Consider the following 24,616-nt stretch of genomic DNA (forward strand, 5'->3'; position numbering starts at 1 on the left):
ACACCCGACGAATTCAAGCGGCCTGAAAGAATATCTCAAGGGCGACAGTGTAAACGAAGGGGTGAGAAGCTCAAGCCATGATCACAATAGTAATCTATTTGCCGATCGGTGAATTCAACGATTTCGGACTGATTTAATAGTCTCAGTCTTGCTCTATGATAGACAGCGTCAAGTGTTTGTATATCTTTTGAATAGTGAGCAATGAATTCTTTTTCCGGCAAATCTACAAGATTTTCGCTGTAACGTATCCTTTGATTTTTTATTTTAATTAATGAATCACCCAACAGTGGATATTTAAGAATTAAAAGTTTCAACCAGTTATCCGAAGTAATTAAATGTTCTTTGAGTTGACCCTTGGTTTGATTTTCATCAAAATCAGAAATTGATTTAACAACATTATTTCTTATATTAATTTGATCATCCTTGCCAACATCACTAAGAGAAGATATGTAAGGCGCCCTGGGAAATAACTTGGTTTTTTCTGCAATTTCATTGTAAGAAATGATGACGTTTTGGAGTGGATCGTACAATCCATCCTTTACATTTTTAAATTCATTGATCAATGCAGAATATGTTTTTAGTTTCAGTATTTTTTGATGTTCCACGGAGATAAATTGGCTGCAAGCAATATCAAACTCATTTAAATATTCATTCTGCTTAAAAAGTTCACATATTTTAGACATTTGTATATCACTCAGCACCTCGAGTTCCATGTCCACGAAAGCCAAGCTTGGCCTATCGTGGCACCTCCCTAATCCGTCTTCTGCAATACAAAAAATTCGAGTAACAAGCCATGGTCTGTTTTGCAATGAAACTAAAACAGGCAGAAGGCGATTTACAGCAAAAGCTTGCTTTTTCGGGAAAAAAAATCCTCGAGACCATGCAAACGAAGGTTTTGTAAATTCCAATGTAAAACCAGTCAGAAGCTTGGTCAGAAAGACACTGAAAACGTTCGCAGAAGAAAATTTCTTTTCAAAGTCATCCCATATACTGAGTTGAATCTTTGATTTAAATTCCAAGGGGAGGTGCTTTTGCCATTTCCTTATTGCAACTGTTAGTTTCTTGGCATTCTTCTCTTCAAATATAATATTATCCAACTCCAAGTCTTTTGATTTTGATGTGGACTTCTTGCAATCACTTAACTTAACACAAAATATTTCCAGGTTTTCTGCATATTTTTCAATTTCCACTTTTCCAAAAGTAGCAGATCGACTGGATTTTGATTCATCTAGAATAGATGGAGAATTTAACGTTGATTGTCTGGGCGTAGAATTTGATTCAGACGAATCATCAATTGATGGGATGTTTTCAACATTATCCAGCAAAAATGAATTCCTGTTATTAGCCAGTTTTTCATGCGAAGGTGATTGATTATCTGATATTTCATTTGCTGAAAAATGGCTCTCTCTCGAAATAATTGGCATGCTTAACAGTTTTTATTTACTTTAATTAACATTTTTGAAAATCATAATTGATCATTATGCAAATTTAATATTCCGACGACTTAGTAACACTTTTTCCCATAATTTTCCGGACTGCTTTATTGTTTCTTGAATTAGATCAAGCATTTCATGTGCATGGGGCGCAATGAAGCGTTGCTCAGATGTGGACAATTGATGTTCGATAACCATTATCACATGATTATCTGTCGGATGAAGCCCCCACCAAATACCGCTTTCATCGCCTGAAAAATGGTTGTGAATCAAAAGGCTTCTTAGAACAGAACTTTCATCAAGTTCTTTTGGGACATTCCCCAAGTCGACTCGCAGTTCAAAGGTGGAAGGTGAGCTTTCTTGATATGTAAGCTGCAAATTTAATTCGTTTTGATGTAAGAATCCGGTCCTGATAAACTCATCATTATTTTCAATGTTAAATAATTTTGAAACAGCTCGAAGTAGTTGCTGCCAGCGATAGGTATCAAAAGGCACACTATTATTATCAAGCAGATCACGCTTGGGAAGCGTCATTTTTAAAAGTTTTTCTTCCTTTAGATTCTCATACAAACGCACCCACTGATATTGAATTTTATTCGTTAGCTTTTCTATGTGTATCCTTTTTTCTTCTTCATTTAATTTATCAACTGATGTGTAAACATCCATCGTCAAACTGTTTGGAATATTTACTTCTTCAGTGCTTGAAGATTCCACAAACAGTGGACGCGGGAGTAATCCGAACATACATTTTTCACGAATGCCTGCAATGCAATTCTGTATCAAGGTCATTTTTACCACAGCATTTATTTTTTCATCAGAAATATCTGCAATTTTTAACTTGAATCTCATCACCTTTCTCACCTCTTGAACTTTTACTATTTTTATAAAAAATTCTCGATCTATTAAATATCAATGACGATTAGAGGCCTGATCTCATGCGCTCTTCAATTTTCTTGAACCCTTTAATTTGATTAAGTGTAAATATTTTTCGCGATTTTTCAAGTTCGCTTCTGTCAGAATATCTTAACGATTCGATGCTTTGCAGCGAATCTATAAAATTTGTTGCCGAACGAATTTGTGTCAACTTGTCTTTAACATTAATAATTACATTAAATATATTTCCATCAAGTTTTTCATTCAAAAACAGTAACAATTCATCAGTTTTATTTTCAGAGTTTGTTTTCCAATTTTTAATGTCATTTTTTAATTCCTCAAGAACTTCATGCACCGCACCTAATTCTTGGAACGTAACATTTGCTGGTTCATGGTCTTCCAGTTGGTATGCATTGTATTTTTTTTCGAGTACTTTCGAAAAAACATCTGATTCACTGGAAATTTCATTTGCGATGTTTTCTATATTTTTCAAGTCACCAACAAATGGAGCAGTATTTACCAATAGTTCATTGGCTTTTATTTTCGCAGGCTCACATGCTTTAAGTTTTTTATCTATAAAATCGACAAAAGGTAATTCATGGCCTTTACCAGTTACTTTCTGCCCATCAAACTTTTTACGAAGATCATCAATTGCTACAGCAGCATAGGTGTATTCCTTTGGTTTTCCATTGTCCAACACTGCATCGCGGCCGTCCAGATCATCAAGCAGATCCACTCCCGTGGACTCTCCATCATTCAATAACTCCTCAATATCATCGAGTCCAGTTAATGCATTTGAACAATACTCAAGTGCATTCTTTTTAATGTCTTTGGTATCTGGATACTCTAACTCTAGTATCTTCTGCCAATCGTTGGATGTCATAAAATGTTCCAATGCCGCAGTGTTCTCGGGATCGTTTTCAATTTTTTCCATTTCTGCAAGAATAATATCCCGAGCAGTTTTAATTTCATTGTGAGTAAATCCAGCCCCAAACTTTATATATGGAATTCTTGAAAACCATTTTCCACCTGCTTTTTGAACTTCACTGCATAGCTTAAGGCTGGCTTCGACGTGGTCCAGTTGTGCATAAGGAACATAAAAAGATGATGCTGATTGCCAACCGCCCTTACTCGGATCACGTTTGTTATCTTGAAGAATTTTATCTGAAAATCTTCTTACCTCATTTAGTCGGAATTTCTGCATTTCAACATTAACAAGACTGAGTAATTTATACCTTTTTTCTTTGTTGTTTACCTTTGCAGAATTTTGAATCTGAATCAACTGTTCGGACAATGCAGCGGTTTGTGTGCCTTGTTCTGTAATCATCCATCCAAATACAGCTCGATCAGCACAAGTTCCCAATCCAATTTCGGCCAACTTAAATCCTTGATCCGCTACCTTTTGGTTACATTGCATGTCAATCAACATAGGTAGCAAACGCTTATTGACGAAATATTTAAATTTCTCTTTATTTTGATGCTTTGCTGGATTGACCTCAATATTTCCTGGTTCTGGAAAGTCAAGAGAGAATCCTTCTTTCATTTGTGTTAAAAGCAACGATAGAAAACTTGCACTATTTCTTGGCGGAATAAATGTCTTTTCATATTCTTTCCATACAGCTTCATTAAAACCTGTTTTAGGTGTCTCGCTTTCTCCAAGCACACTGAACCACTCGTTAATTGTTTCAACAAGTGGTTTTGCGTTCGCTGCCCTATTCAAATTGGCTTCTGTTTCAAGAAGCACCTCACTCAAACCAAGTGCTCTTCGTGTTTTTTTATAAGTCTTTTCGGCCAGATCGATAGAAGCGGCTAAACCATCATCGATTGAAAAGACTCCAGCAGTCGCGACATCGACGATCAACAATCCGGCATTCACGCTATAAAATCGGATCGGATGGTGAGCGCGCAATCTGTGCACATCCTTTTGAATCGAAAGACTAAATGGTCCAAGCAAAGCGTTGACCGCCTTGCTTTTCAACAATTGAACACTGTTTTCAGGCGAGATAATGTTTAATGCCGTAATGAACATGCGTACAGGGGACGTAAGCAGGTAGCGGACACTCAGTGGTATGATGGCGGCCGCAAATGCGGCGCAGGCCGCCACTGAAGCAATAACTTTTGTTAACTTCCGGTGCCTACTTGCGAATACCCCAGTCACTACACTGTTAGCTGGTTGCAAGGGTTCAATTACCTCTGCAGGAACTTGATTGTTGACTTGGCGAGCTTCACCAGCAGCACTTGTTTCTGCTTCATCTATGGACTGAAAACCCGGCGCCGCGTCCAGTGTTCTATTGCCTCCGGTGGCGTCAGGATGTGTGCTGCTGCTTCGGCCAGGACTAATCACAATTTCAGCTTCTGCCGGTATGGGGTTATACGTCGATGTACCTATATTGGGATTAATCATGGTGTTTCTTAAAAATTAGTTTATTTTGAAGTGCGCGATTAACAGCAATCCAATGCTGGTGTTGCCCATGCACACGCGATGTTTTAGTGGGTGCCGTTTTACCCACAAAAGTTCCTTGGGGGTCAGCGGATCAGTTAGCCGGCCTTGAGCAATGTGATCGGGACAAGAGGGTTATTCAGAGCCAACAATTCCCGTTGCTTTTCCGCAACCGGGCCTGCGCTTTGATGGAAACCAATTTTGGGGGCTTGCAAAAATACTTGTTTAACATTCCTTTTGATCAAAAAGAAATTTCTAATCAAGAACAAACACTTACACCCCCTAAAGCATCTTTTAGATCAGTGAAAAAAAAATGTTATTGCTTTTTTTAATTTGAAATTGAATAGCCCCAACATAAAGTAACCAAAAATGGGTTAACCAGTACATCCCCCCACTCCGGTCACTCACTAGGGCTACACCCATTAACGCCAGCCAATGCACTCAAGTGCTTTTTTTTCAATCACTTGACGCTGATTCACCAAACACATATTCAAACTAATTTTTTTACATCTCCCAGATCGAACCTTTGTTCCGCAATTAACTGTGGAAGTCACGAATTCATTGCGCTCATCGCATCAACCTACATTGAATGGCTGATTCACAAAGAACCAGACTCGTTCATTCAGGTTGATCATTTACGCGCAAATTCACGTTCATTACAGGAAAAAATCATGCTCGAAATCAAGCAGTTGGTGTCCGTCAATTTCCAGGGTTTGGTGGTGGTGTTTGGGCGAAGTACCACAGGTACGGCCAGCGATGTTTATTACAACGTGCTGGGCATGAATGTCGAAGTAAATGATGAAAACCTGAACTGGTGTGGCTTTAGCAAGGTAGAAATTCCAGAAGAGGTGCGACAGGTGGGCATGGGAATCATCAGTGTCGAAACCGATGCTTCCACGCTGGTACCGTCCGCAGAGCCGTTTCGTGTAGTTACCGATCAAAGATATATTTCGATCATTCAGCAATCCACCAAAGGCACCTTGTACGTTAACCGTTTCCGTTTACTGGAAACCAAATCGGGTACAGATCAAAAAACAAAAACATATTCGTTGTCACCAGCATGGGAAGTACGTTACACCCGAAGCGGCAAAGAAGACGTTCCAGCAGACAAGTCCGATACCCAAGAATACCTTGATCCCGATGGAAAACCTTTTCTAGAACCCTCACTTGAACTGTCGATGATAGACAATGTGAAAGAAGGCGCATTTGATGTCGTGCTGCTGCCCATATCGTCAAGCAGTGCTTTTACCTGGCAATTTTTTGCGCTCGACAAAGACACCTCTTCGGTGCGGATGTACAACTTTCCGTCCACTAGCAATGGCCTGTTCGATGTGACAGGCAAACCGATTGGTGCAAGTTATGAAATCCTTCCTGACAGTTCGTTCTCGGTGGCCAATACAGCATCCTCCACGCCATTGACCATTCAAAGCGCACCGCGGGCTGCGGTGTACATTAAACATGAGAAAGTGGTTCAACCCGATGGATCCAGCATTGGTGTACGTCGAGCTGCAAGGCTAATGATTGCCATTCCCGTCATGGTGGGGCAAGCAGTAAACACCGTCACGATCGACTCAGCGATCAGCACCAAGGGAACAATTGCCACCCTGAACGGCACCGTTGTGGCATCGGATATTGTGCCCGCGCCGTCTGACCTGGTGTTTGACGGGGTCAGCTACATCACCCTGAACGGGCCAAATGGGGTCGCGAATCCCCTTGCAATTCAAGGTTCCTTCAGCATTTCTTTCATGATTTTGCCCGCTGCCCTGACCAACGCAGTGACCATTATTGGCGACAATGGCTCGTCAACCCCCGCCACTGCGGCGCCTTACATCAAGATTGTGGATAGCGACAAACTGGAAGTTGGGTTTGGAAACGGTACCGCCCTTGTTTCCTGCCGTACGCTGCACCAAGTCATGGTGAAAGGCACCTGGGCGCAAGTACTGGTGAGTTACAGCGGTGTGGGCGACAACCCGTTCACTGTTGCAGTGAACGGCTCTACGGTGCCCTTGAGTGCTTGTAGCACGCAGGCGCAGCCCGCTGGAACAGCTATTTCTCAAATCGCGGCAATCAGCAATGGTTTTCAGGGCGCTTTGAATTCGATCGTGATTCAATCGGGCGCTACTCCAGTGTTGAATATGCCCTGCAGCACGGTGGATTATTCAAAGTCCACACCAGAAACACCCAATATTGCCGAGTCAGGAGTTACAGCTTTGGTGTATGGGGCCAAACTTGAACCCTCATCCAGCCCTGTCAATGAAGACATGAGTGGTGCTTTTTACATCGACGCCAATGGCTTGACCTACTACGCAGGTTTGGCTGATTTCATACAGCCTTATTCTTCCACGTGTTTAATCGACGGTTCCGATGGTTTGCTGCACCTGTATTTCCAGTCACAGCAGAACCAATTTTCGGTGGCGCAGTTTTCTACAGAATCCGCACGCGCAAGTTTTTATGTTGGATGGACAACCGACTGGAGTTTGGGCAATGCAAGAGCCAGTTCGGAAGCGGTTGGCTTTCAGGCGGCTCGCCATCATGGATGGCCTACAGATGATTGGACCCAAGTAGGGCCTCGCTTGCTGGCCGCGCCCAACAATACACAAAGTGGTGTGCTCAATTTCGTAGCCAACCGTGTTGGCACTTTCATGAATACCACACAGATTACTCTGACATCGTCGGCTGTATCACCACTGCTGTGCGACATCGTTGTGAATGCGCAAGGCGATGTGGGTAAAGAGACGTGGAAGGGTCTGCCCCGCGACATCGATCAGCTGTCCCTGATTTGGAATGGTGCGGGTTGCAACAATCCAGACGACCAAGATGTACTCAATCAATCCAAGCCCTATTTCGATTACGAAGGTGACACACCCAGCGTGCTGGTTCCCAGCACGAACCAAATGAATGGTAGTTATTTTCTATTCACTTCAGTCCCATTTTTGCCAATTGGTCTTGCTTCAGTGTCAGTAAGTGCCGCGCTCACCGATTGCGTGCAACTTGATCTGGAAACGGGTGGCCCATCGAATTGGGCAGCAGGGGATGTACTTGCGCAGCAATGGCCCAATGTACCAGCGTCACCAAAAGGCTTGCGTGATGTGTTGATGGGCAAGGCGGTAGATTACGATTATTCTGCCGTGGAAACACCTGGAACCACTGCATATGGAGTTGCGGCGGCGACGTCGAGATCAGATGACCAAGTGAGCTACGTTTCACTGTTTGTAAAAAGTACGCTGAGCAATTTCTCGCTTACGATAACTTCTGGCAGCACCAGCCAGAAATGTAATGTAGTTTTGTGCGGCGTCAGCCTTGGTGATGTTCCACGTGCGCAAAATGAATTTGCAGCAGTATTGAATGGCACATCATCCACTTATGCTTACCCGGCAAATTACCAAACCACAATTGCAAACCAAATATTCGCACTAACAGATGGTTTGAGTGCGGAAGTAATGAACTGTACAGAAACGCCAGCACAAGCGGGTGCAATGGCTTACTCAGCACTTTTCCGTTCCTTGTACATTGGGCCCAGCAATGATCAGGGAAACATTGCCAATATCTCCAAAACCAGCGCCGCCGTCATACAGCAAGCCACATTCACGATAAAGGGCACAGATCAAAGGCTGCTGCGCTCAAGCCTTTTTGGCGCTGTAGTTGTCTCTCCGCCCACAGATGGCGGCACTGGCCGTGTCGAAAACACATCGGAATACAGTACAGGCATTGCGCCTGCGCTAGAGCTAGGTGTGAATGGCGGATGGATGCCGCCCCCTCCCCGTTTTTGCTTGAACATGAATGCGGCAGGAAAAACCAATTACATTGGATTTGACGTCAGCAAGACATTCACGCCCTCTAACCAATTGGCATTGTTGAACGACCTGACTCTGGATGCTTGGGTCAATCAGGATTTGTCTCGCAATAACCCCAATTCGCGGGTGCTGAATTACAACGTCATTGGCAACTTTGAGAACCCGAGCGAGCCAATCCAGTACATGGCAGGTTCAATGCGCAGCCCTGGCATGTACACCGGCAACAGCACGTTTGTGCAAGGCTCTTTTAATTTTTCTCCACCCAACCTCACGGTACAGATTTATATCAAGGTTCCTGACAATGTCAGCGGCAAGGTATTTTCTGTAGCCGCTGTTCGTGGGGGAACAGAATTCATTTCACTGAACTTCAATCAGTACAGAAAACTGGATGTTAATTTTTTAGGAAAAAACGCTGTCCTTTCCGGCACGAACATGATGCCGAGTAACACATGGGTTTGTGTCACTTTGACGGTAACCGATGCAGGTTCAGGCAACGTTAGCATTGCTTTGTATGTCAACGATGGTGCTGCTCAAACTGTCATACAGCCCAACACTTTTACAGACAAACTGGGCACACTGACCATCGGCAGTCAAACTGCCACAGGCTTGAAAATGACAGTCAACGGCGCAGCGTTCTGGCAACGTGCATTAAGCGTCAACGAGGTTCAGAACAGCTACAGCTTTGGCTTCCCCGACAATGATGTCTTGCTGGGCATCCGCTGGAATTTTGCGGAAGGTTCAGGCACCACGATCATGAATTCTGCTGCTACCGGCCCAGATTACAACAGCGTGGCGATCAACCCGCCCAACCCGGCCTGGGACAGCAATGGCGCATTTTATGTGCCGTACATGGCTCGAAATGATTACGTATTGGCCTCTAACAGAATCCTCAAGGGGTGGACCAACATGGCTTTGGCTTCCCAGCAGGGCAGAGCCATCAAGCTTGATGGTAATAACTTCGGCAAAGTAAGCGATGCGGATTCATTTAACCCGGGCGGATCTTTTGCACTGGAAGCCTGGGTGAACCCCAGCTCGGTCAACAGCAAACAGATTATCGTGGAAAAGCCGGGTAGCTATTCGCTTTACATCAACACAATCGGACAAGTTTGCCTGGATGTGTTTGTCAAGCAAGATGGAAATTTGCAGGACGATCCACCCATCATTACCAAATACTCGGTTGCTGCAACCATTGCACCGAACACCACCTCGTATGTGGCGGTGAACTACACATCAGGAGCCAACGCCAGCGACACGGGCAGTCAAGGCTATGTTCAGCAAACCTATTTCATGACCGTGGGGGTGTATGTCAATGGTGTATTACTGAATACACTCAATGTCGATAATTTCACAAAATCCGTGTGTGTAAACAATGAAAAATCCGATTTTTATCTAGGCCAATCCGGCGATGACACATTCCGTTACCAGGGTTTGATTTCGCATGTGCGGGCTTGGAGCAGAACGCTGGATGCCATCGAAATAGCCCATGTATACAACCTGCACCTGAATCCCGAGAACACGAATGGCTTGATTGCGGGCTGGAATTTTACGGAACAGAGTGGCACGGTGGCCAACGATATTACCCAGAGCTCGGCCATGCAACTTTCGAGCAACCAACTTTGGACTTTGTGGCAAGACGTTGCCCAAGGTGCAATTTATGTCAATGGCATGCCCAGCATTGCAAGGCGACTGCGCGCTGCAGATGTAGGTGGATATGGAAGTACAGGGCAACTCACCATGGGCGGGATCTTAAACGGAACCACCCTTTCCGTGCCTTACTCAGGATTGCTGGAAGACATTCGTCTGTTCTCCACGTACCTTACATCGCAACAGGTGCATGAATCCATGAATAAGCCACTCTTTGGTAACGAGGAACAACTTGCGGCTTATTGGAAAATAGATGCGGGTTCCGGCAATGTGATCTATGACATGCGAGGCATGGGAAACAATGGCACATTGATGCCCACTACATCGCCCCCTGTCTGGGCTGCATCTTCAGCACCTATCAAGAATGAGGGGCAATCAGTACATAACGTACTGGATACCGACCAGGATTATTTTATTGCTGAAATTCAGGGTGAGCCCTCTGTCATTGAATATGCGGCGGCAGAGAAAGATGCCTACGGCAACATATACAGTGTTCGCAAACGTGGGTACTTCTACTTCTCTACTGCGGACTCAACTGTACTTGAAGTGGGCTACAAAGTAGGTGATCTGGACACCATTTATCTGGGGCAGGTGCAAAGTGAACCCTCGGTGGTCGGTTACATCGAAGGTGGCCCACCCATTCCAAGCGAAAACCAGACTTTGGCTTACTGGAACGGCGACATGGGTGGACCAGCCAAGTTCTATGAAACTGTCAGCACGGTGAACTACCTGGAAAGTACATCAAAAGTGTGGTCGTTCAAGGCCAATCAAATGGGCGCTTTCACCGGGGCGTTCAACATCAAAGGCGGTTTCTACCAGAAAAGTAAAACCGAGGTATCAGTGGGCATTGGGGCTGAGTCTGGCACCCAAGTGCTTGAAAACAAAATCAAGATTGGCGCAAAAAATACAGAATCAGGAGACATCGGTTCAACCGATGCCGTAGTACAAAGCCACACCAGCAATATAAGCCTTTCCAATTCACTGGCACCCGCGGGCACTTGGGAACCGGCCAACGCAATCCTTAACCCCACAGTGGGCCGACGCTACATTCAGAATAACGTGGGCAGTGCTGTCGTGAAATCTGCTACCGCAGACCTGTTCATGCTGGCGTTGAAAGGAACCCAAACCCCTGTGGGTTACACCATGTCCCCGAGCAAAAACATTCCCGTTGACACAAACATCATCAACTTTCCGATTAATCCGAAATACATCAAAAATGGCACGCTGGATGGCAAAGTAGGTTTGGCCAACGACCCGGATTATCCCAACGCGAATGCTGAACGTGGCAGCTATTTCAAGCCCGTTGAAGCCTATGCCCTGAAACGAAAAATCGAGAAAGAAGAACAGCAGCTTGCTGCGTATTACGATCAGTTTGAAGTCAACAAATACCGCGTGCTGAATTCACTGGACAACGTGAAGGACAAGTTAAAAGACAACACAGCTTACAACTTCTCTACTGGCGTGAACCAGCGTAGTTTATTCAACAATTATGTTTGGACTGCTGTGGGCGGCTTGCACAAGGAAGAACATTCCATAGCCAACAGTTATACCGAAGAATATACCGGCGCCAGCTCTTTCAAGTTTGCCTTGGGCGCAGAAATCAATGCCGACATTGGCACGCCATTTGGTGGTTATTACGTTGAAGCCGATGCCATGTTGGGAGGGTCGTGGAGCATGTCGGCCACGAAGTCCAGCGCTGCCAGCAATGGTTTCAGTTTGCAATGTGTGGTCACACCCACCGGCTTTTTGTCAGCGCCAAAAATGTCGACCACTGCTGGGGGCGAGTTGCAGTTCAATGGCTACACAACCACACCGGCACCCGGCAAGGTGGACGGCTACCGCTACATGGCGTTTTTGCTTGCACCTTCCAAGGAAAATTTCACAGCCTTAAACAATGTTATCGACCAGAACTGGTTGCAAAACAGTACTTCAGCTGCGGCAGCAGCCATGCGTACGGCTGTAGCTGCGGACAACGGAACATGGCGTATTTTGTACCGCACAACCTATGTCAGTCGTGTCCCTGCCAGCTTCCAACCAGTGAAAGACGACACCAGTGCACCCAATGTCGTCCCTCCGGCCAACTTGCCGTCCAATGATTGGCTAGTCCGAATCATTTCAAGTCAGATTGAGAACCCAGACCCGACACCTCTTGAGATTGGCACTGCAATCGACACAGTGTTGGGCAGCAAGGCACAAGTAGGTTTGCTTAAAGACCTGCTGCCCTGGTGGAACGATTTTTATACCGCAGCACAAATTTATGGCAGCACAGAGTTCATCGAATTGGCAGAGCTTCGGGTTGATCTGCTGAATTACATGGAAGACATGTACGAGTCCGAGAAGTACCTCACAACCTAATCCAAAATACAAAAGGAAAATCAGAATGGCAGATACAACTACCTCCAGCATGACGTTAATCAATGTCTCTTCGGGGCTGAGCATGTCAATGGCTGGCAGCTATGCCACGTTGACCTCCAGTGCCGGGTTTATGGCGCTATCTGGCTACGACTTGTCCAGCGCACTCAGCCCTTCCGGATTGAACTATGACGTAGTAACCGTCACAGGAAAGGAGGTTCAAGAAGACCCGGCCAATGTTGTTGTTGTGGTTGATTACGTGCAAACCGTGGGTTACGACGAAGTCGACCTCGATTTGCAGTACACAGCCATACCTGCGGGCACATCTTTGCAAGTTGACAGCCCAGGGCAACCGAAATACAGCGTCTCGAAACGCAGCATTTCCGGCACCAGCAACCTTGGTTTGATGGGCAATAACCTGGGGCCTATTTCAACCCAACTGACAATTAGCTTGTGGATCCCCTCAGCAGATTTACTAACCAGCCAGTCGTCATTGTCACTCAGCATGAACCAAATTGAGAGTAACTCCGGCGGACCCGAGAAAAAAACCCTGCTTGGAAAAGTCGTTGTCAATCTTTCAAAATAACCAACAATCAAGGGAGTTATAAAAATGGCAGATCCAACCCCATGGACAGGTATCGTTGTCCGTTGTAACACAAGTGAAAACGGCAACGTGCCGCGCAGTGCATCTTCCAATTCACCCGACATCATCATGGGCGGTACAACACCGATTGAAGACCCCAGCGTGCTGACCGATCCCAACAACTACAGCAACTCATACAGCAACCAGTTGTACATTGGCCAACCCAATTACCTGTATGTGCGCGGCAAAAATTTTACGGCCGGGGCCTTGAGTGGTTCATGGAACCTGTTTTACGCCACACCCAACATTTTGTTGTATCCGTATTTGTGGGAAGCCAATCAGTTGGCAACATCGTCTGGCAATCAAAACCCTCCGTTCACTGTTGCAGCGGGTGCAATCGGTGCATCAGAAGATCCATTCTTCTGGGTCCCAGCCGACACCAGCGACCACTATTGCATGGTAGCCATTGCCAATACGCCAGAACACGGCAACCCGCTGGCCGGGGTAAGCAACATTACGTCTTTGGCAGATATCCTCACCACCAATGCCAATATTGCGCAACGCAACGTGCAAATGATTCGCGGTAACTTGCCCACGGTTGTTACCTCAGCGGCTTATAATCAAGGCTCAGAGGCAGCCACAATTGATTTGACTGTTGTGTTCACTAACCTGCCAAAGGGGAGCTCATACACAGTCAGTTCAGGTACGCCATTAAACGGAAAAGCCCTAAGCCACAGCGACACCAACACGCAGGACAACGACTTCAAATATGCGTGGACAAACCTTGATATACCAGTAAACTGGAATACCATGTTCGCTTTCAGCGTGACGTTTGGTTCAGATTGGACAGGGATACCGGCTGGCCAATATCCCACATTCGAAATTCGAGGGGAGCTGGTCATGGATTCCTCGCACTCGCTTTATCATTTGGGCGTGGAGGCCGACCAGCACCTTCCCAAAGACAAGCGCAGAAAATCTGTAACCGGTGGGCCGGTCAAAGTGCTTGTAGCAGGTTCAGTAAAAACAGATTGCCCTGACGTCAAGAAGTAATTTGACTGGGTTCCTGGATTGCCTTGCACCTTGGTCAAACCCGTCGGGGTGCAGGGTAATCATTCCAGTAATGATATTTATATTGAACCACTTCCCCTTGGCATTTACTTAATCATTAAGGGGTTTTCCATTGTTAAATGGGGGTGGGTATGTCTATTGATTACTTGGACAATACAGGTGCCGTAGATGGCTTCGGTCAGCACCAAGGTGAACAGTATTCCAACGAAGATCTTGAGGCGGAAATAGTTATCCTGCAATACCTGGATGACCACCACAATTTAAATGCCTCACAAGCCCGCGCGGTGATTGCTTCATTGCAACGCGCAAGTGTAAACCTGCATGATCTTGCACACGGATTGATAAATGATGACGAGTCAGCCGTCGCTCAGCTTAAAGTCTTTTTGTGCTGAAAAACACAATTGTTCGATTGACCCTGGGCAAAAAAGCGGACAAGCAAGTCAGTTATCGCCCTCTTCTTTAATTCTTACCCAGCGGCGTATTACAGCCCGAACAGCCTGTGTGGGCACACGCAGAACCTCATCCAGAAACGGTGCAATCATCGAGTGTTCTTTATGTTTTCCGTCCAGTTTGTTTATTGAACCTGCTGAATAATTTCAGTGGCAATCGCTTGCCACACTGCATCCCACTGCCCAACCGCGGCAGTCGCTTCGATATTTAAAGCCGGGTGCTTCTGCTTCATCTCGGCCATGATCACCGGGAAGTCATTTTTCAAATGCCCGCCTTTGCCAAAGAAAATGGGCACCACCTGAATGTGTTGTACGCCGCCATGCGCCATACAATCCACGGTATCGGGCAGGCTGGGGGCCATCAGTTCAAGAAACGCCAACTCCACCTGCACATGGGGCAACTGCCCAATCAAAATGCTTTGCAGACGCTTCATGGGTTCGGCCCATTGCGGGTCGCGTGCACCGTGACCAAACAACACAATCGCTTTCTTCTCGGTACTGCTCATCGATTCCTCAATATGTTCAATGTGCGCCAAGGCGCTGGCTGGGAAACCCACCACAGTGCCGCCATGCCCACCACAAAGCCCAGCAAACTGGGCAATGCAGCGCTTACAAACGGTGGAAAGCTGGCCACCATGCTGAGATGTGAAAACAGATTATTCACCAAGTGGAAACCCACGCCAATCATGATTCCAGCGAATACCTTCACACTGACACTGCCCGACCTGAAGTGCAAGTACGCAAATGGCAGCGAAATCATCATCATGATGAGAATGGCAAACGGATACATGATCTTCTTGGCAAAAGCCAGATCAATGTTATCGGTGGCCTGCAGGTTACTGCTCAAAAACCGGGAGTAGTTGTACAACTGCCAGGCACTCATGCGGTCGGGGCGCACGAACAAACCCGTCAACAACTCCGGCGACAAATTGGATGTCCAGCGCATTTCCTCCAACTCCTCGAATGCACTGGCTTCAATGGTCAATCCGGCCTTGGCTGCACTGGAGTTGCCCACGGCTTGGTCAAAATATCGCTGCTGACGGACCTTTTTCAAAATCCAGTCACCCGTTTCAGAATCAAACCGTGCACTTTCAGCACGAACCCAGGCACGAATGCGCGATTCCGGATCCAGTTCGTAATACTCCAGTTTCAACAACTCCCCGTCTTTGTTGAATGAATCGAAATTCACGAAACGCACGCGCGGCTCCACTTCTGGGGCGCTGTAGGTGTCGCGCATCCAGTAGCCACTGCGAAAATCGCGGTCCACCTCATAGCCCAGGGCTTTGGCGCGCATAGGCACCGCAGCACGCTCGGCCAAAGGGGCCACGCCCTCGCCGAACAACACGGTGATGACTACCACCCCGGTTGCAATTCGTACCAGCATTTTCAGCATGCTGGTGGTGCTCAAACCCGCAGCACGCATGGCGGTCAGTTCACTGCTGGCAGCCAGTTGCACCAAAGCGTAAATAGAACCAATGAGGGCCGCAATGGGCGCAATTTCATACACCCGTGCGGGCAAACCCAACAACACAGCGATGAAATAGTAAAACCAGCTGGTGCCAGGCAAGCTCAGCCGGTCCACCTCGGCAATCAAATCGAAAAACGCGAACAAACCCACAAATGCCACCATGACAAAACTGATGGCCTTGTACAGTTCGCTTCGAAAATAAACCAGAAGGGAATGGGGCACCGTGAAGGGCTTGGTGACCGAGGAAGACATTTTCATTTACTGATCTCCTGTGCGGCAACCACATCTTGCAGATCAAGTGCACGAACCGGCTTTCGCCACGCGAACAAAGGAGCGCCTGCTGGCCTGTTGCGCTTAAGGATCAACAAATAAAACAACAGCAATACGCAGGCATGCGGCAACACCAGTGCCACCCAGAAGTTCAGGGTTTCCTTGGTCACCATACTTTGTGTCACCGACACAATGTTGCTGTAAGTAAGGTAAATCAGCAGGGCAAACAACTGGTTCAATGAATTGCCCCCGCGCGGGTTCACAAAGGCCAGTGGAATGGCCAGCAAGCCCAGTGCCAATGCCGACAAGGGCAAGCTGACCCGCCACAACAACTCACCCTGCGCAGCCGGTGAAAAATCGGCAATCAGCAAATCAACACGGCGGTGTTGCAGTTGAAAGCTGGGCGCTGCGCCCAGCGTGTTGTCAATGGCCAGCCCGTAAGCTTCAAATTCGGTGGTGCTAAAGCGCTCGCCAGTGCCGTCCAGTGTGGCGCGTCGCCCGTTACTTAGTACCAAGTAAGGCTGGCCATTGGCATTGACCTCCACGCTGCCACGCCCGGCCGACACCACTGTGCGGGTGTCGCCTTTGGAATCAACCACAAACACGTTTTCGACCTGTTTGGTCACTTCCGATTGGCGCTCAACAAAAAACACGCGGTTGCCCTCGCCCGATTCACGAAATTGCCCCGCACTCACTTTGCTGACATCGCTGCGCTTGGCAAAGCGGTCTTTGGCAGCATCCAGTTCTGCCTTCGCCCATGGCGTTAACCAAACTGAACAGACCATTGCCAGCACGGTGAGGGGTACAGCGAAACGCAAAACTGGCCGCATCAGCGAAAACAGCGAAACCCCCGAGGCGAACCAGGCGGTCATTTCCTGTTCCTTGAAAGCACGCGACACAACGCCCAGCACCGCAATAAACACGGTGATGACCAAGGCAGCAGGCAGATATTGAAGCCCGCCCAACAAAATAAGTGTGAATACTTCGGCGTTGTCGACCTTGCCGCCCGCCGCCTGCCCCAAGGTGCGGACCAGTACGGTGGTGACAATGATGGTGAACAGGGCCACAAAGGTGGCCCCGGCCGTTTGCGCGAAGTCTTTTCGAAAAGTGGATCGAAACAGCATGCAATGCAGGCGGGCTGCGCTTTGACTCGCGAACCCAGCTTGTTAATAATGGTAGATTGTCGCATGCATTCGTTTTGAATGGTCGAGCATTAATCGCAAGAAGGAACACCATGACAGCCACACCAGCCACGCCCAAATCCAAAAAGCCAAGCACACCCCGCGCAGCCAAAAAAGCCGCGCCCACACCACCGCCCATGTTTTCGTTTAAAGCAGGCACGGGCGATGTTGCAAAAGTAACGGCTGGCGGACCAGTTCCAGCCAAGGGTTGTGATGTGGCCGTGGTAGCGGTGTACAAGGGCGGCGAATTGAGTGCAGCCGCCAAACGCGCTGACATTGACACGGACGGACTGGTGGCAAACGCCTGCAAAACCGACAAAAACCTGGGCAATTCGGGCAGCTGCCGTGTGGTGTTCAATACCGCCAAGGCCGGGGCTCCGGTGTATGTACTGGTGGGTCTGGATGAAGCCGACAAACTGAACACAAAAACCTTGCGCAAAGCCACAAGCAGCGCCTGTGATGCGCTGAAGGGCCTGAAGCCTGCCAAGGTATTCTTTGCACTGAATCAGGAAGTGCCCAAAAAAAGCGGCGATAAAGACATTGCCGCCCTGTGCGCCCGCACCATCAATGAAAGTTTCTACAGTTTTTCTGCCTGCAAAAAGCAGGATGAAGATGCGGCCACGCCCCCCGCTTTTGAACTTGCGTGCACCAAATCAACCCAGGATTCCGTAGAAAAAGGCGCAGCGATCGGCCAAGCGATCGGCAATGGCATGCAATTGACCAAAGACCTTGGTAACCTGCCCGGCAATATTTGCACCCCCAACTACCTGGCTGAAACCGCGAAAGCTTTGGCCAAGCAATACAAGCTGGGCGTTGATGTACTGGACCATAAAAAAATGGAAGCACTGGGCATGTTCAGCCTGTTGTCGGTGGGCAAGGCTTCAAGCGAACCCCCCAAGCTGATCGTACTGAAATACAACGGCGCGAAAGACCCCAAAGAAGCCCCGGTGGTATTGGTTGGCAAAGGCATTACCTTCGACACAGGCGGTATTTCACTGAAACCCGGCGCAGGCATGGACGAAATGAAGTACGACATGTGTGGCGCTGCGAGCGTGCTGGGCACAATGAAAGCTGCCGCTGAAATGAAATTGGCCTTGAACCTGATCGTGGTGGTGCCCACCGCCGAGAACATGCCGGCAGGCAATGCCAGCAAGCCTGGCGATGTGGTGGTTTCCATGAGCGGTCAGACCATTGAAATTTTGAACACGGACGCCGAAGGTCGTTTGATTCTGTGCGATGCACTTACCTATGTCGAGCGCTTCAACCCCGCCGCAGTGGTTGATGTCGCCACACTGACCGGTGCATGCATTGTGGCCCTGGGCCATGTGAATACCGGTTTGTTCAGCCCCGACGACAACCTTGCCAATGAACTGTTCAAAGCGGGTCAAAACGCACTTGACACGGCATGGCGCATGCCACTGGACGAGGAGTACCACGAGCAACTGAAAAGCAATTTCGCTGACATGGCCAATATTGGCGGCCCGCCCGCAGGCAGCGTAACCGCCGCCTGTTTCTTGCAAAAGTACACAAAAGCCTATAGCTGGGCGCACCTGGACATTGCGGGCACCGCCTGGCATTCAGGCAAGGCAAAGGGTGCCAGTGGCCGCCCCGTGCCCATGCTGGCTGAATTCGTGATGAAACGCGCGAAAGCTTGAGGGTGTTGAATTGACCAGAATCGACTTTCATTTGAATGTTTCAGACCACCTGCTGTACACCTGCCGCTTGATCCGCAAAGCGTACGGCAGTGGCCTGAAAATTGTGTGTTACAGCACACGGCCTGAGGTGCTTGAGAAGCTGGACCAACTGCTGTGGACATTCTCGGAAGAAGACTTTTTGCCACATGTGGTCACAGGGCACCCCGGTGTGGCCGACACGCCTATTGTGCTGACCGACAAAGCCGACGACATTGCGCATTACGACTTGTTGATCAATCTGGACGAGCAATGGCCACCGTTTTTTGCACGGTTTGAACGCCTGGTTGAAATTGTGGGCACCGATGAAAGCAACAAAGCATTGGCCCGCCAGCGTTACAAGTTTTACAAGGAACGCGGTTACCCCTTGAATACTTTTGACCGGGCCAATGGTTGAGGAAGAAAAGAAATGAGCGAACACTTTGACGGCGGTCCACCCTTGCTGACGGAAGTCATTGAATCGGGTTTGCAGGAAATTGAAAAATCAACCGGCGGGCGCCTGAATGATCCGCAAATTGAAATTCTTCGGGCACAGTTGCCTGAATTGTTCGAGCGCGCCCTGCTCCGGATCAAACCCCAGCTGATGCAAGAGTTCGAGAAAGTGGTGCTGGACGCGCTGAAAAAATAATCAGGTCTTGAACACCTGAACAGACTGGGTCAGGCTTCCTGCCAAATCTGAAATCTGCTGGGCCACATGCTTGTTCTGTGCAATGGCCGCGGTGTTTTCTTCGGTCATTTGCGCAACACGCTCCACGTTGCGGCTGATTTCCACACTCACATTGCTTTGTTCTTTCATCGACACGGTAATAGCCTGGATGGCCTCATTCACCCGGTCTGCGTTCGCCTTGATTTCATCAATGGTTTCGGAAACTGAATCCGCCTGCTCGATGCCCTGCTGCACCATGCCCACGGAATCATCCATTGACTTGGATGCCTGCTGGGTGATGCTTTGAATCTGAAACACCATCGAAGAAATTCGCTCGGAAGACCCCTTGGTTTGCTCGGCCAATTTGCGCACTTCATCGGCCACCACCGCAAAACCACGACCACTTTCGCCTGCACGTGCTGCCTCAATGGCTGCATTCAGGGCCAGCAAATTGGTACGATCGGCAATGTCGGTGATGGTTGAAATAATTTCGGAAATCTCGTTGGACTGCTTTTCGAGCGAACGCACAGTGGCCGCACTGCCTTGCACTGAGTTTGCAATGCCGCGAATGCCCTCCACCACCAGGCCCAAAGTAACACTGCCTTGGTCAGCAGAATGTTTGGCTTGCAAGGCGGTGTGCGAGGCTTCATTTGAGTTTTCGGTGATCTGGCTGATCGATACAGTCAGTTCTTCCACCGCAGCAGCCATGGACGCTGTGGCGTCGGCCTGCTCGGAAGCTGCATTGTTCATTTCATCCGACGACGTACGCACAAAGGCCGCGCTTTCGGTCAATGAAGAAGTCGAATTTCGAATTCCGTCAATCAAGTTTCTCAAATTGGTCTGTGCTTTGGATAGGTCCACAAGCAGCAAATCCACTTCGTCTTTTCCAGACACCTTGATCTGGCTGTTCAAGCGGCCATCAGCCAAAGCATTAATGTGCACCGAAGCTGTCGACAATTTGCGCTTGAACATGCGCGAGATGAAAAAGTTCAATGTCAAACCAATAATCAATGCCAACACGGTGATTGCAACAGTTACCCAGATCGACTGGTTGTATACATCCTGACTTGCGGCCTGACGCAACTTCAGCAAACGGTATTCTTCTGTTTCAACTTTCGTCAAAGCCTGGCGCATTTTGTCCATCAAGGGTTTGCCCGACGTGGCGTCAACCATGGAATTGAAGTCTTCGGGGGCCATATTGCCCTCAATCACCAAGCGTTTGGCATCAATCAAGGGATCCACCACCGAGTTCAACCAGGTTCTATAATGTGCATTGAACAAGCGCAATTCTTCGGTAATCAGCTGATCGTCTGCAGTCAACTCAATGGCTTTGTCCAGGTGTTTGCGAACCTGTTCCTTGCCTTCGTTGTAAGGTGCCAGGTATGAATCATCGCCGCGTAGCAAAAACCCCCGCTCGCCGGTTTCAATGCTCACAAGGTTCTCGCGCACTTCCAGCACATGTTCGATCACGTCATGTGTGAACTCGTTTTTGGCGTTGGCATCCATGATCCGCTTGCTGTTCAATACACCCAAACCGCCGACCACCATGCCCAACAGAATTACCGCAATCAAACTGACACTGAATTTGGCACTAATTGAACTCAACATGGGGAAACCTCTTTTTGAACTGTCAATTGTTCTTGAAATAACCGTCGTTTTACAAAATATTTTCACTCAAACAGGGCTGATGAAAACAAGCCACCCGCTTTGACGAGCTTGCATTGTCCAACAAACACCATGCACTGAATTTGCGGAATAAAGGGGTTTTCCTGCCCCAGACCAAACAACTCAAAGCCGGGGGCACACCCGCAAACGCTATAATGCTGGGCTAAGCCATTGTTGACGTTGTCCATTTTCAAGTACCACAGCCATGACCCTTGCCAAAAGTTTCGACCCGAATGCCATTGAATCCCACTGGGGCCCCGAATGGGAGCGTCAAGGCCATGCCAAGGCCACCACGGTGAAAGGCACGCCCGACTTTTGCATTCAACTGCCACCACCCAACGTCACCGGCACCCTGCACATGGGCCATGCGTTTAACCAAACCATCATGGACGGGCTAACGCGTTACCACCGCATGCGCGGCCACAACACCCTGTGGCAACCCGGCACCGACCACGCAGGCATTGCCACGCAAATTGTGGTTGAGCGGCAATTGGCCGCCAAAAACATTACCCGCCACGACTTGGGCCGCGAGAAGTTTGTGGAAAAGATTTGGGAATGGAAAAACGAAAGTGGCAGCAAAATTACCGAGCAAATGCGCCGCATGGGCGCCAGCGTCGATTGGCAGCGCGAGTACTTCACCATGGACCCGGCCCTGTCCAAGTCCGTCACCGAAGTATTTGTTCGTCTGTTTGAACAAGGCCTGATTTACCGCGGAAAACGCCTGGTGAACTGGGACCCGGTGCTGAAAACAGCGGTATCTGATCTGGAAGTGGACAGCGTGGAAACCGAAGGCCACCTGTGGGAATTGAAGTACCCACTGGTTGAAGCCGACGCGGCGGAAGGCCTGACTCACCTGACGGTTGCCACCACCCGCCCGGAAACCATGCTGGGCGACTCCGCCGTGATGGTTCACCCCGACGACGAACGTTACCAGCACCTGATTGGCAAGAAAGTGAAATTGCCGCTGTGCGACCGCGAATTGACCATTATTGCCGATGAGTACGTCGACAGATCATTCGGCACTGGCGTGGTGAAAGTAACGCCCGCGCACGACTTCAACGACTATGCCGTGGGCCTGCGCCACAAGCTTGAACTGATCAACATTCTTACCCTGGATGCAACCATCAACGAGAACGCGCCCCCGAAATATGTGGGCATGGACCGTTTTGTGGCCCGCAAACAAATTGTGGCCGACCTGGAAGAACAAGGCCTGCTGGGCGAGATCAAGCCCCACAAGCTGATGGTGCCCAAGGGTGACCGCACTGGTGTGGTAATTGAACCCATGCTGACCGACCAGTGGTTTGTGGCCATGACCAAAGTGGCCGAAGGCGACGCCAGCGGCAAAAGCATCACGCAAAAAGCCATCGATGCAGTTGAACAAGGCCAGGTAAAATTTGTGCCCGAGCAGTGGGTGAACACCTACAACCAGTGGCTGAACAATATTCAAGACTGGTGTATTTCCCGCCAGTTGTGGTGGGGCCACCAAATCCCGGCCTGGTACGGCGAGAACGGCGAAGTGTTTGTGGCCCGAACGGAAGAAGACGCCCGCAGCAAAGCGCAAACCGCTGGCTACACCGGCAGCTTGAATCGCGATGCCGATGTGCTGGACACGTGGTTCAGTTCTGCCCTGGTGCCCTTTTCCACATTGGGCTGGCCCGATGAAACACCTGAGCTGAAGCACTTCCTGCCCTCCTCAGTACTGGTGACAGGTTTCGACATCATTTTCTTCTGGGTTGCCCGAATGATCATGATGACCACCCACTTCACAGGCCAGGTGCCCTTCCACACCGTGTATGTGCATGGTTTGGTGCGCGACGCAGAAGGCAAGAAGATGAGCAAGTCGGTGGGCAACACACTCGACCCCGTCGATTTGATTGATGGTTGCGATTTGGATACCCTGTTGGTGAAACGAACCACAGGCCTGAGCAAACCGCAAGACGCACCAAAAATCGAGAAAAAAACCCGCAAGGAATTTCCCGAAGGCATACCCGCCTACGGTGCAGACGCACTGCGATTCACCTTTGCCAGCCTGGCCACGCTGGGCCGCAATATCAATTTTGACCAGAAACGTTGCGACGGTTACCGCAACTTCTGCAACAAGCTGTGGAACGCCACCCGCTTTGTGTTGATGAACACCGAAGGGCAAGATTGCGGCTTGAGCGACCATGATGCAGACGCCTGCACACCCGGTGGCTACCTTGATTTTTCACAAGCCGACCGCTGGATCACCAGCACCCTGCAGCGCGTAGAAGCCGACGTGGCTCAGGGATTCGAGAACTACCGTTTCGACCTTATTGCACAAAATATTTACCAGTTTGTGTGGGACGAATACTGCGACTGGTACCTTGAAATTGCCAAAGTGCAAATTGCCAATGGCACACCCGCACAGCAACGCGCCACCCGCCGCACGCTGGTTCGCGTGCTGGAAACCATTTTGCGTCTGGCCCACCCCATTATTCCGTTCATCACCGAGGAATTGTGGCAAACAGTCAGCGTGGTGGCAGGCCGCCGCGAAGTAGGCGAACAGGCCAACTTGATGACCCAGGCCTACCCGATCAGCGTGCCAAGCCGTATCGACGAAAAAGCGGAAGCCTATGTGGCCCAACTGAAAGTCACAGTGGATGCCATTCGCGCCCTGCGCAGCGAAATGGGCTTAAGCCCGGCTGACAAAGCGCCACTCATCGCCAGTTGTGAGGGCAATGCCGAGCGGCGCGCCTTTCTTGAAGAAACCAGCCCCGTGCTGGCTGCACTGGCCAAACTGAGCAAAGTGGATGTGGTCGATTCATTGCCCGCCGATTCCATGGCGCCAGTGCAAATTGTGGGCGAATTGAAGTTGATGTTGCACATTGAAATTGATGTGGAAGCCGAACGTACCCGCATTGGCAAAGAGGCGGAGAAAATCCGCCTTGAAATCGCCAAGTGCAACGGCAAACTGGGCAATGCCAGCTTTGTAGACCGTGCACCAGCTGCGGTGGTGGATCAGGAAAAGGCACGACTGGCTGAATTCAACGCCTTGCTTGAAAAGCTGGAAAGCCAGCTTGGCAAACTAAACTGAGAAA

The 24,616-nt window shown here is 48.8% G+C and carries 15 protein-coding genes; 8 read left to right on the forward strand and 7 right to left on the reverse strand.

The window, feature by feature from the left end:
* Positions 1-35 precede the first annotated feature (35 nt).
* The 3 genes from V7028_RS00540 to V7028_RS00550 form a co-directional block, all read right to left on the reverse strand.
* The gene (locus V7028_RS00540; protein ID WP_334118154.1) at positions 36-1,424 is read right to left on the reverse strand and encodes a hypothetical protein; all 1,389 of its coding nucleotides are present in this window, start codon (positions 1,422-1,424) and stop codon (positions 36-38) included.
* A gap of 54 nt (positions 1,425-1,478) precedes the next feature.
* Entirely contained in the window at positions 1,479-2,282 is an 804-nt protein-coding gene (locus V7028_RS00545) for a hypothetical protein (RefSeq protein WP_334118155.1), read from the reverse strand.
* 70 nt (positions 2,283-2,352) lie between these two features.
* On the reverse strand, positions 2,353-4,710 hold the full coding sequence (locus V7028_RS00550) for a hypothetical protein (protein ID WP_334118156.1): 2,358 nt from the start codon (positions 4,708-4,710) through the stop codon (positions 2,353-2,355).
* A gap of 707 nt (positions 4,711-5,417) precedes the next feature.
* Here V7028_RS00550 and V7028_RS00555 point away from each other — a divergent pair.
* From V7028_RS00555 to V7028_RS00570, 4 genes are all read left to right on the forward strand, one after another.
* Positions 5,418-12,539, forward strand: coding sequence for a LamG domain-containing protein (locus tag V7028_RS00555; protein ID WP_334118157.1), 7,122 nt, complete (start codon positions 5,418-5,420; stop codon positions 12,537-12,539).
* Positions 12,540-12,564: 25 nt separating this feature from the next.
* A complete protein-coding gene (locus V7028_RS00560; RefSeq protein WP_334118158.1) occupies positions 12,565-13,122 on the forward strand; it encodes a hypothetical protein in 558 nt (185 codons plus the stop codon).
* Positions 13,123-13,146: 24 nt separating this feature from the next.
* Positions 13,147-14,169 carry a hypothetical protein gene (locus V7028_RS00565; RefSeq protein ID WP_334118159.1) on the forward strand — a complete coding sequence of 341 codons (1,023 nt, stop codon included), beginning with the start codon at positions 13,147-13,149 and terminating at the stop codon, positions 14,167-14,169.
* A gap of 149 nt (positions 14,170-14,318) precedes the next feature.
* The gene (locus V7028_RS00570) at positions 14,319-14,579 is read left to right on the forward strand and encodes a hypothetical protein (protein WP_334118160.1); all 261 of its coding nucleotides are present in this window, start codon (positions 14,319-14,321) and stop codon (positions 14,577-14,579) included.
* A 182-nt stretch (positions 14,580-14,761) separates the two neighbouring features.
* On the opposite strand, the gene V7028_RS00575 is transcribed toward V7028_RS00570, so the two are convergent.
* Genes V7028_RS00575 through lptF form a run of 3 tightly spaced genes read right to left on the reverse strand, consistent with a single transcriptional unit; the run spans position 14,762 to position 17,498 of the window.
* Positions 14,762-15,142: a sirohydrochlorin chelatase gene (locus tag V7028_RS00575; RefSeq protein ID WP_334118161.1), complete on the reverse strand. Its 381-nt coding sequence runs from the start codon at positions 15,140-15,142 to the stop codon at positions 14,762-14,764.
* Positions 15,139-16,362 (reverse strand): LPS export ABC transporter permease LptG, encoded by a 1,224-nt coding sequence (lptG, locus tag V7028_RS00580; protein ID WP_334118162.1) that lies wholly within the window; start codon positions 16,360-16,362, stop codon positions 15,139-15,141. Before lptG ends, V7028_RS00575 begins: the two co-directional genes overlap by 4 nt.
* Positions 16,359-17,498, reverse strand: coding sequence for an LPS export ABC transporter permease LptF (lptF, locus tag V7028_RS00585; protein WP_334118163.1), 1,140 nt, complete (start codon positions 17,496-17,498; stop codon positions 16,359-16,361). Before lptF ends, lptG begins: the two co-directional genes overlap by 4 nt.
* Positions 17,499-17,692: 194 nt before the next feature.
* Here lptF and V7028_RS00590 point away from each other — a divergent pair, with 194 nt between their 5' ends.
* From V7028_RS00590 to V7028_RS00600, 3 genes are read left to right on the forward strand one after another with little or no spacing between them, the layout of a single operon-like run.
* The gene (locus V7028_RS00590) at positions 17,693-19,210 is read left to right on the forward strand and encodes a leucyl aminopeptidase (protein ID WP_442918661.1); all 1,518 of its coding nucleotides are present in this window, start codon (positions 17,693-17,695) and stop codon (positions 19,208-19,210) included.
* Between the two features lie 10 nt (positions 19,211-19,220).
* Complete coding sequence (locus V7028_RS00595) at positions 19,221-19,643, forward strand: DNA polymerase III subunit chi (protein ID WP_334118165.1); 423 nt, start codon at positions 19,221-19,223, stop codon at positions 19,641-19,643.
* Between the two features lie 12 nt (positions 19,644-19,655).
* Positions 19,656-19,874: a hypothetical protein gene (locus tag V7028_RS00600; protein WP_334118166.1), complete on the forward strand. Its 219-nt coding sequence runs from the start codon at positions 19,656-19,658 to the stop codon at positions 19,872-19,874.
* Here V7028_RS00600 and V7028_RS00605 read toward each other — a convergent pair whose 3' ends face one another.
* On the reverse strand, positions 19,875-21,500 hold the full coding sequence (locus V7028_RS00605) for a methyl-accepting chemotaxis protein (RefSeq protein WP_334118167.1): 1,626 nt from the start codon (positions 21,498-21,500) through the stop codon (positions 19,875-19,877). It abuts the gene before it with no gap.
* Positions 21,501-21,762: 262 nt separating this feature from the next.
* Here V7028_RS00605 and V7028_RS00610 point away from each other — a divergent pair, with 262 nt between their 5' ends.
* Positions 21,763-24,612 (forward strand): valine--tRNA ligase, encoded by a 2,850-nt coding sequence (locus tag V7028_RS00610; protein ID WP_334118168.1) that lies wholly within the window; start codon positions 21,763-21,765, stop codon positions 24,610-24,612.
* Positions 24,613-24,616 lie beyond the last annotated feature (4 nt).

The sequence above is a fragment of the Limnobacter sp. genome (assembly GCF_036846585.1).
Taxonomy (GTDB): domain Bacteria; phylum Pseudomonadota; class Gammaproteobacteria; order Burkholderiales; family Burkholderiaceae_B; genus Limnobacter.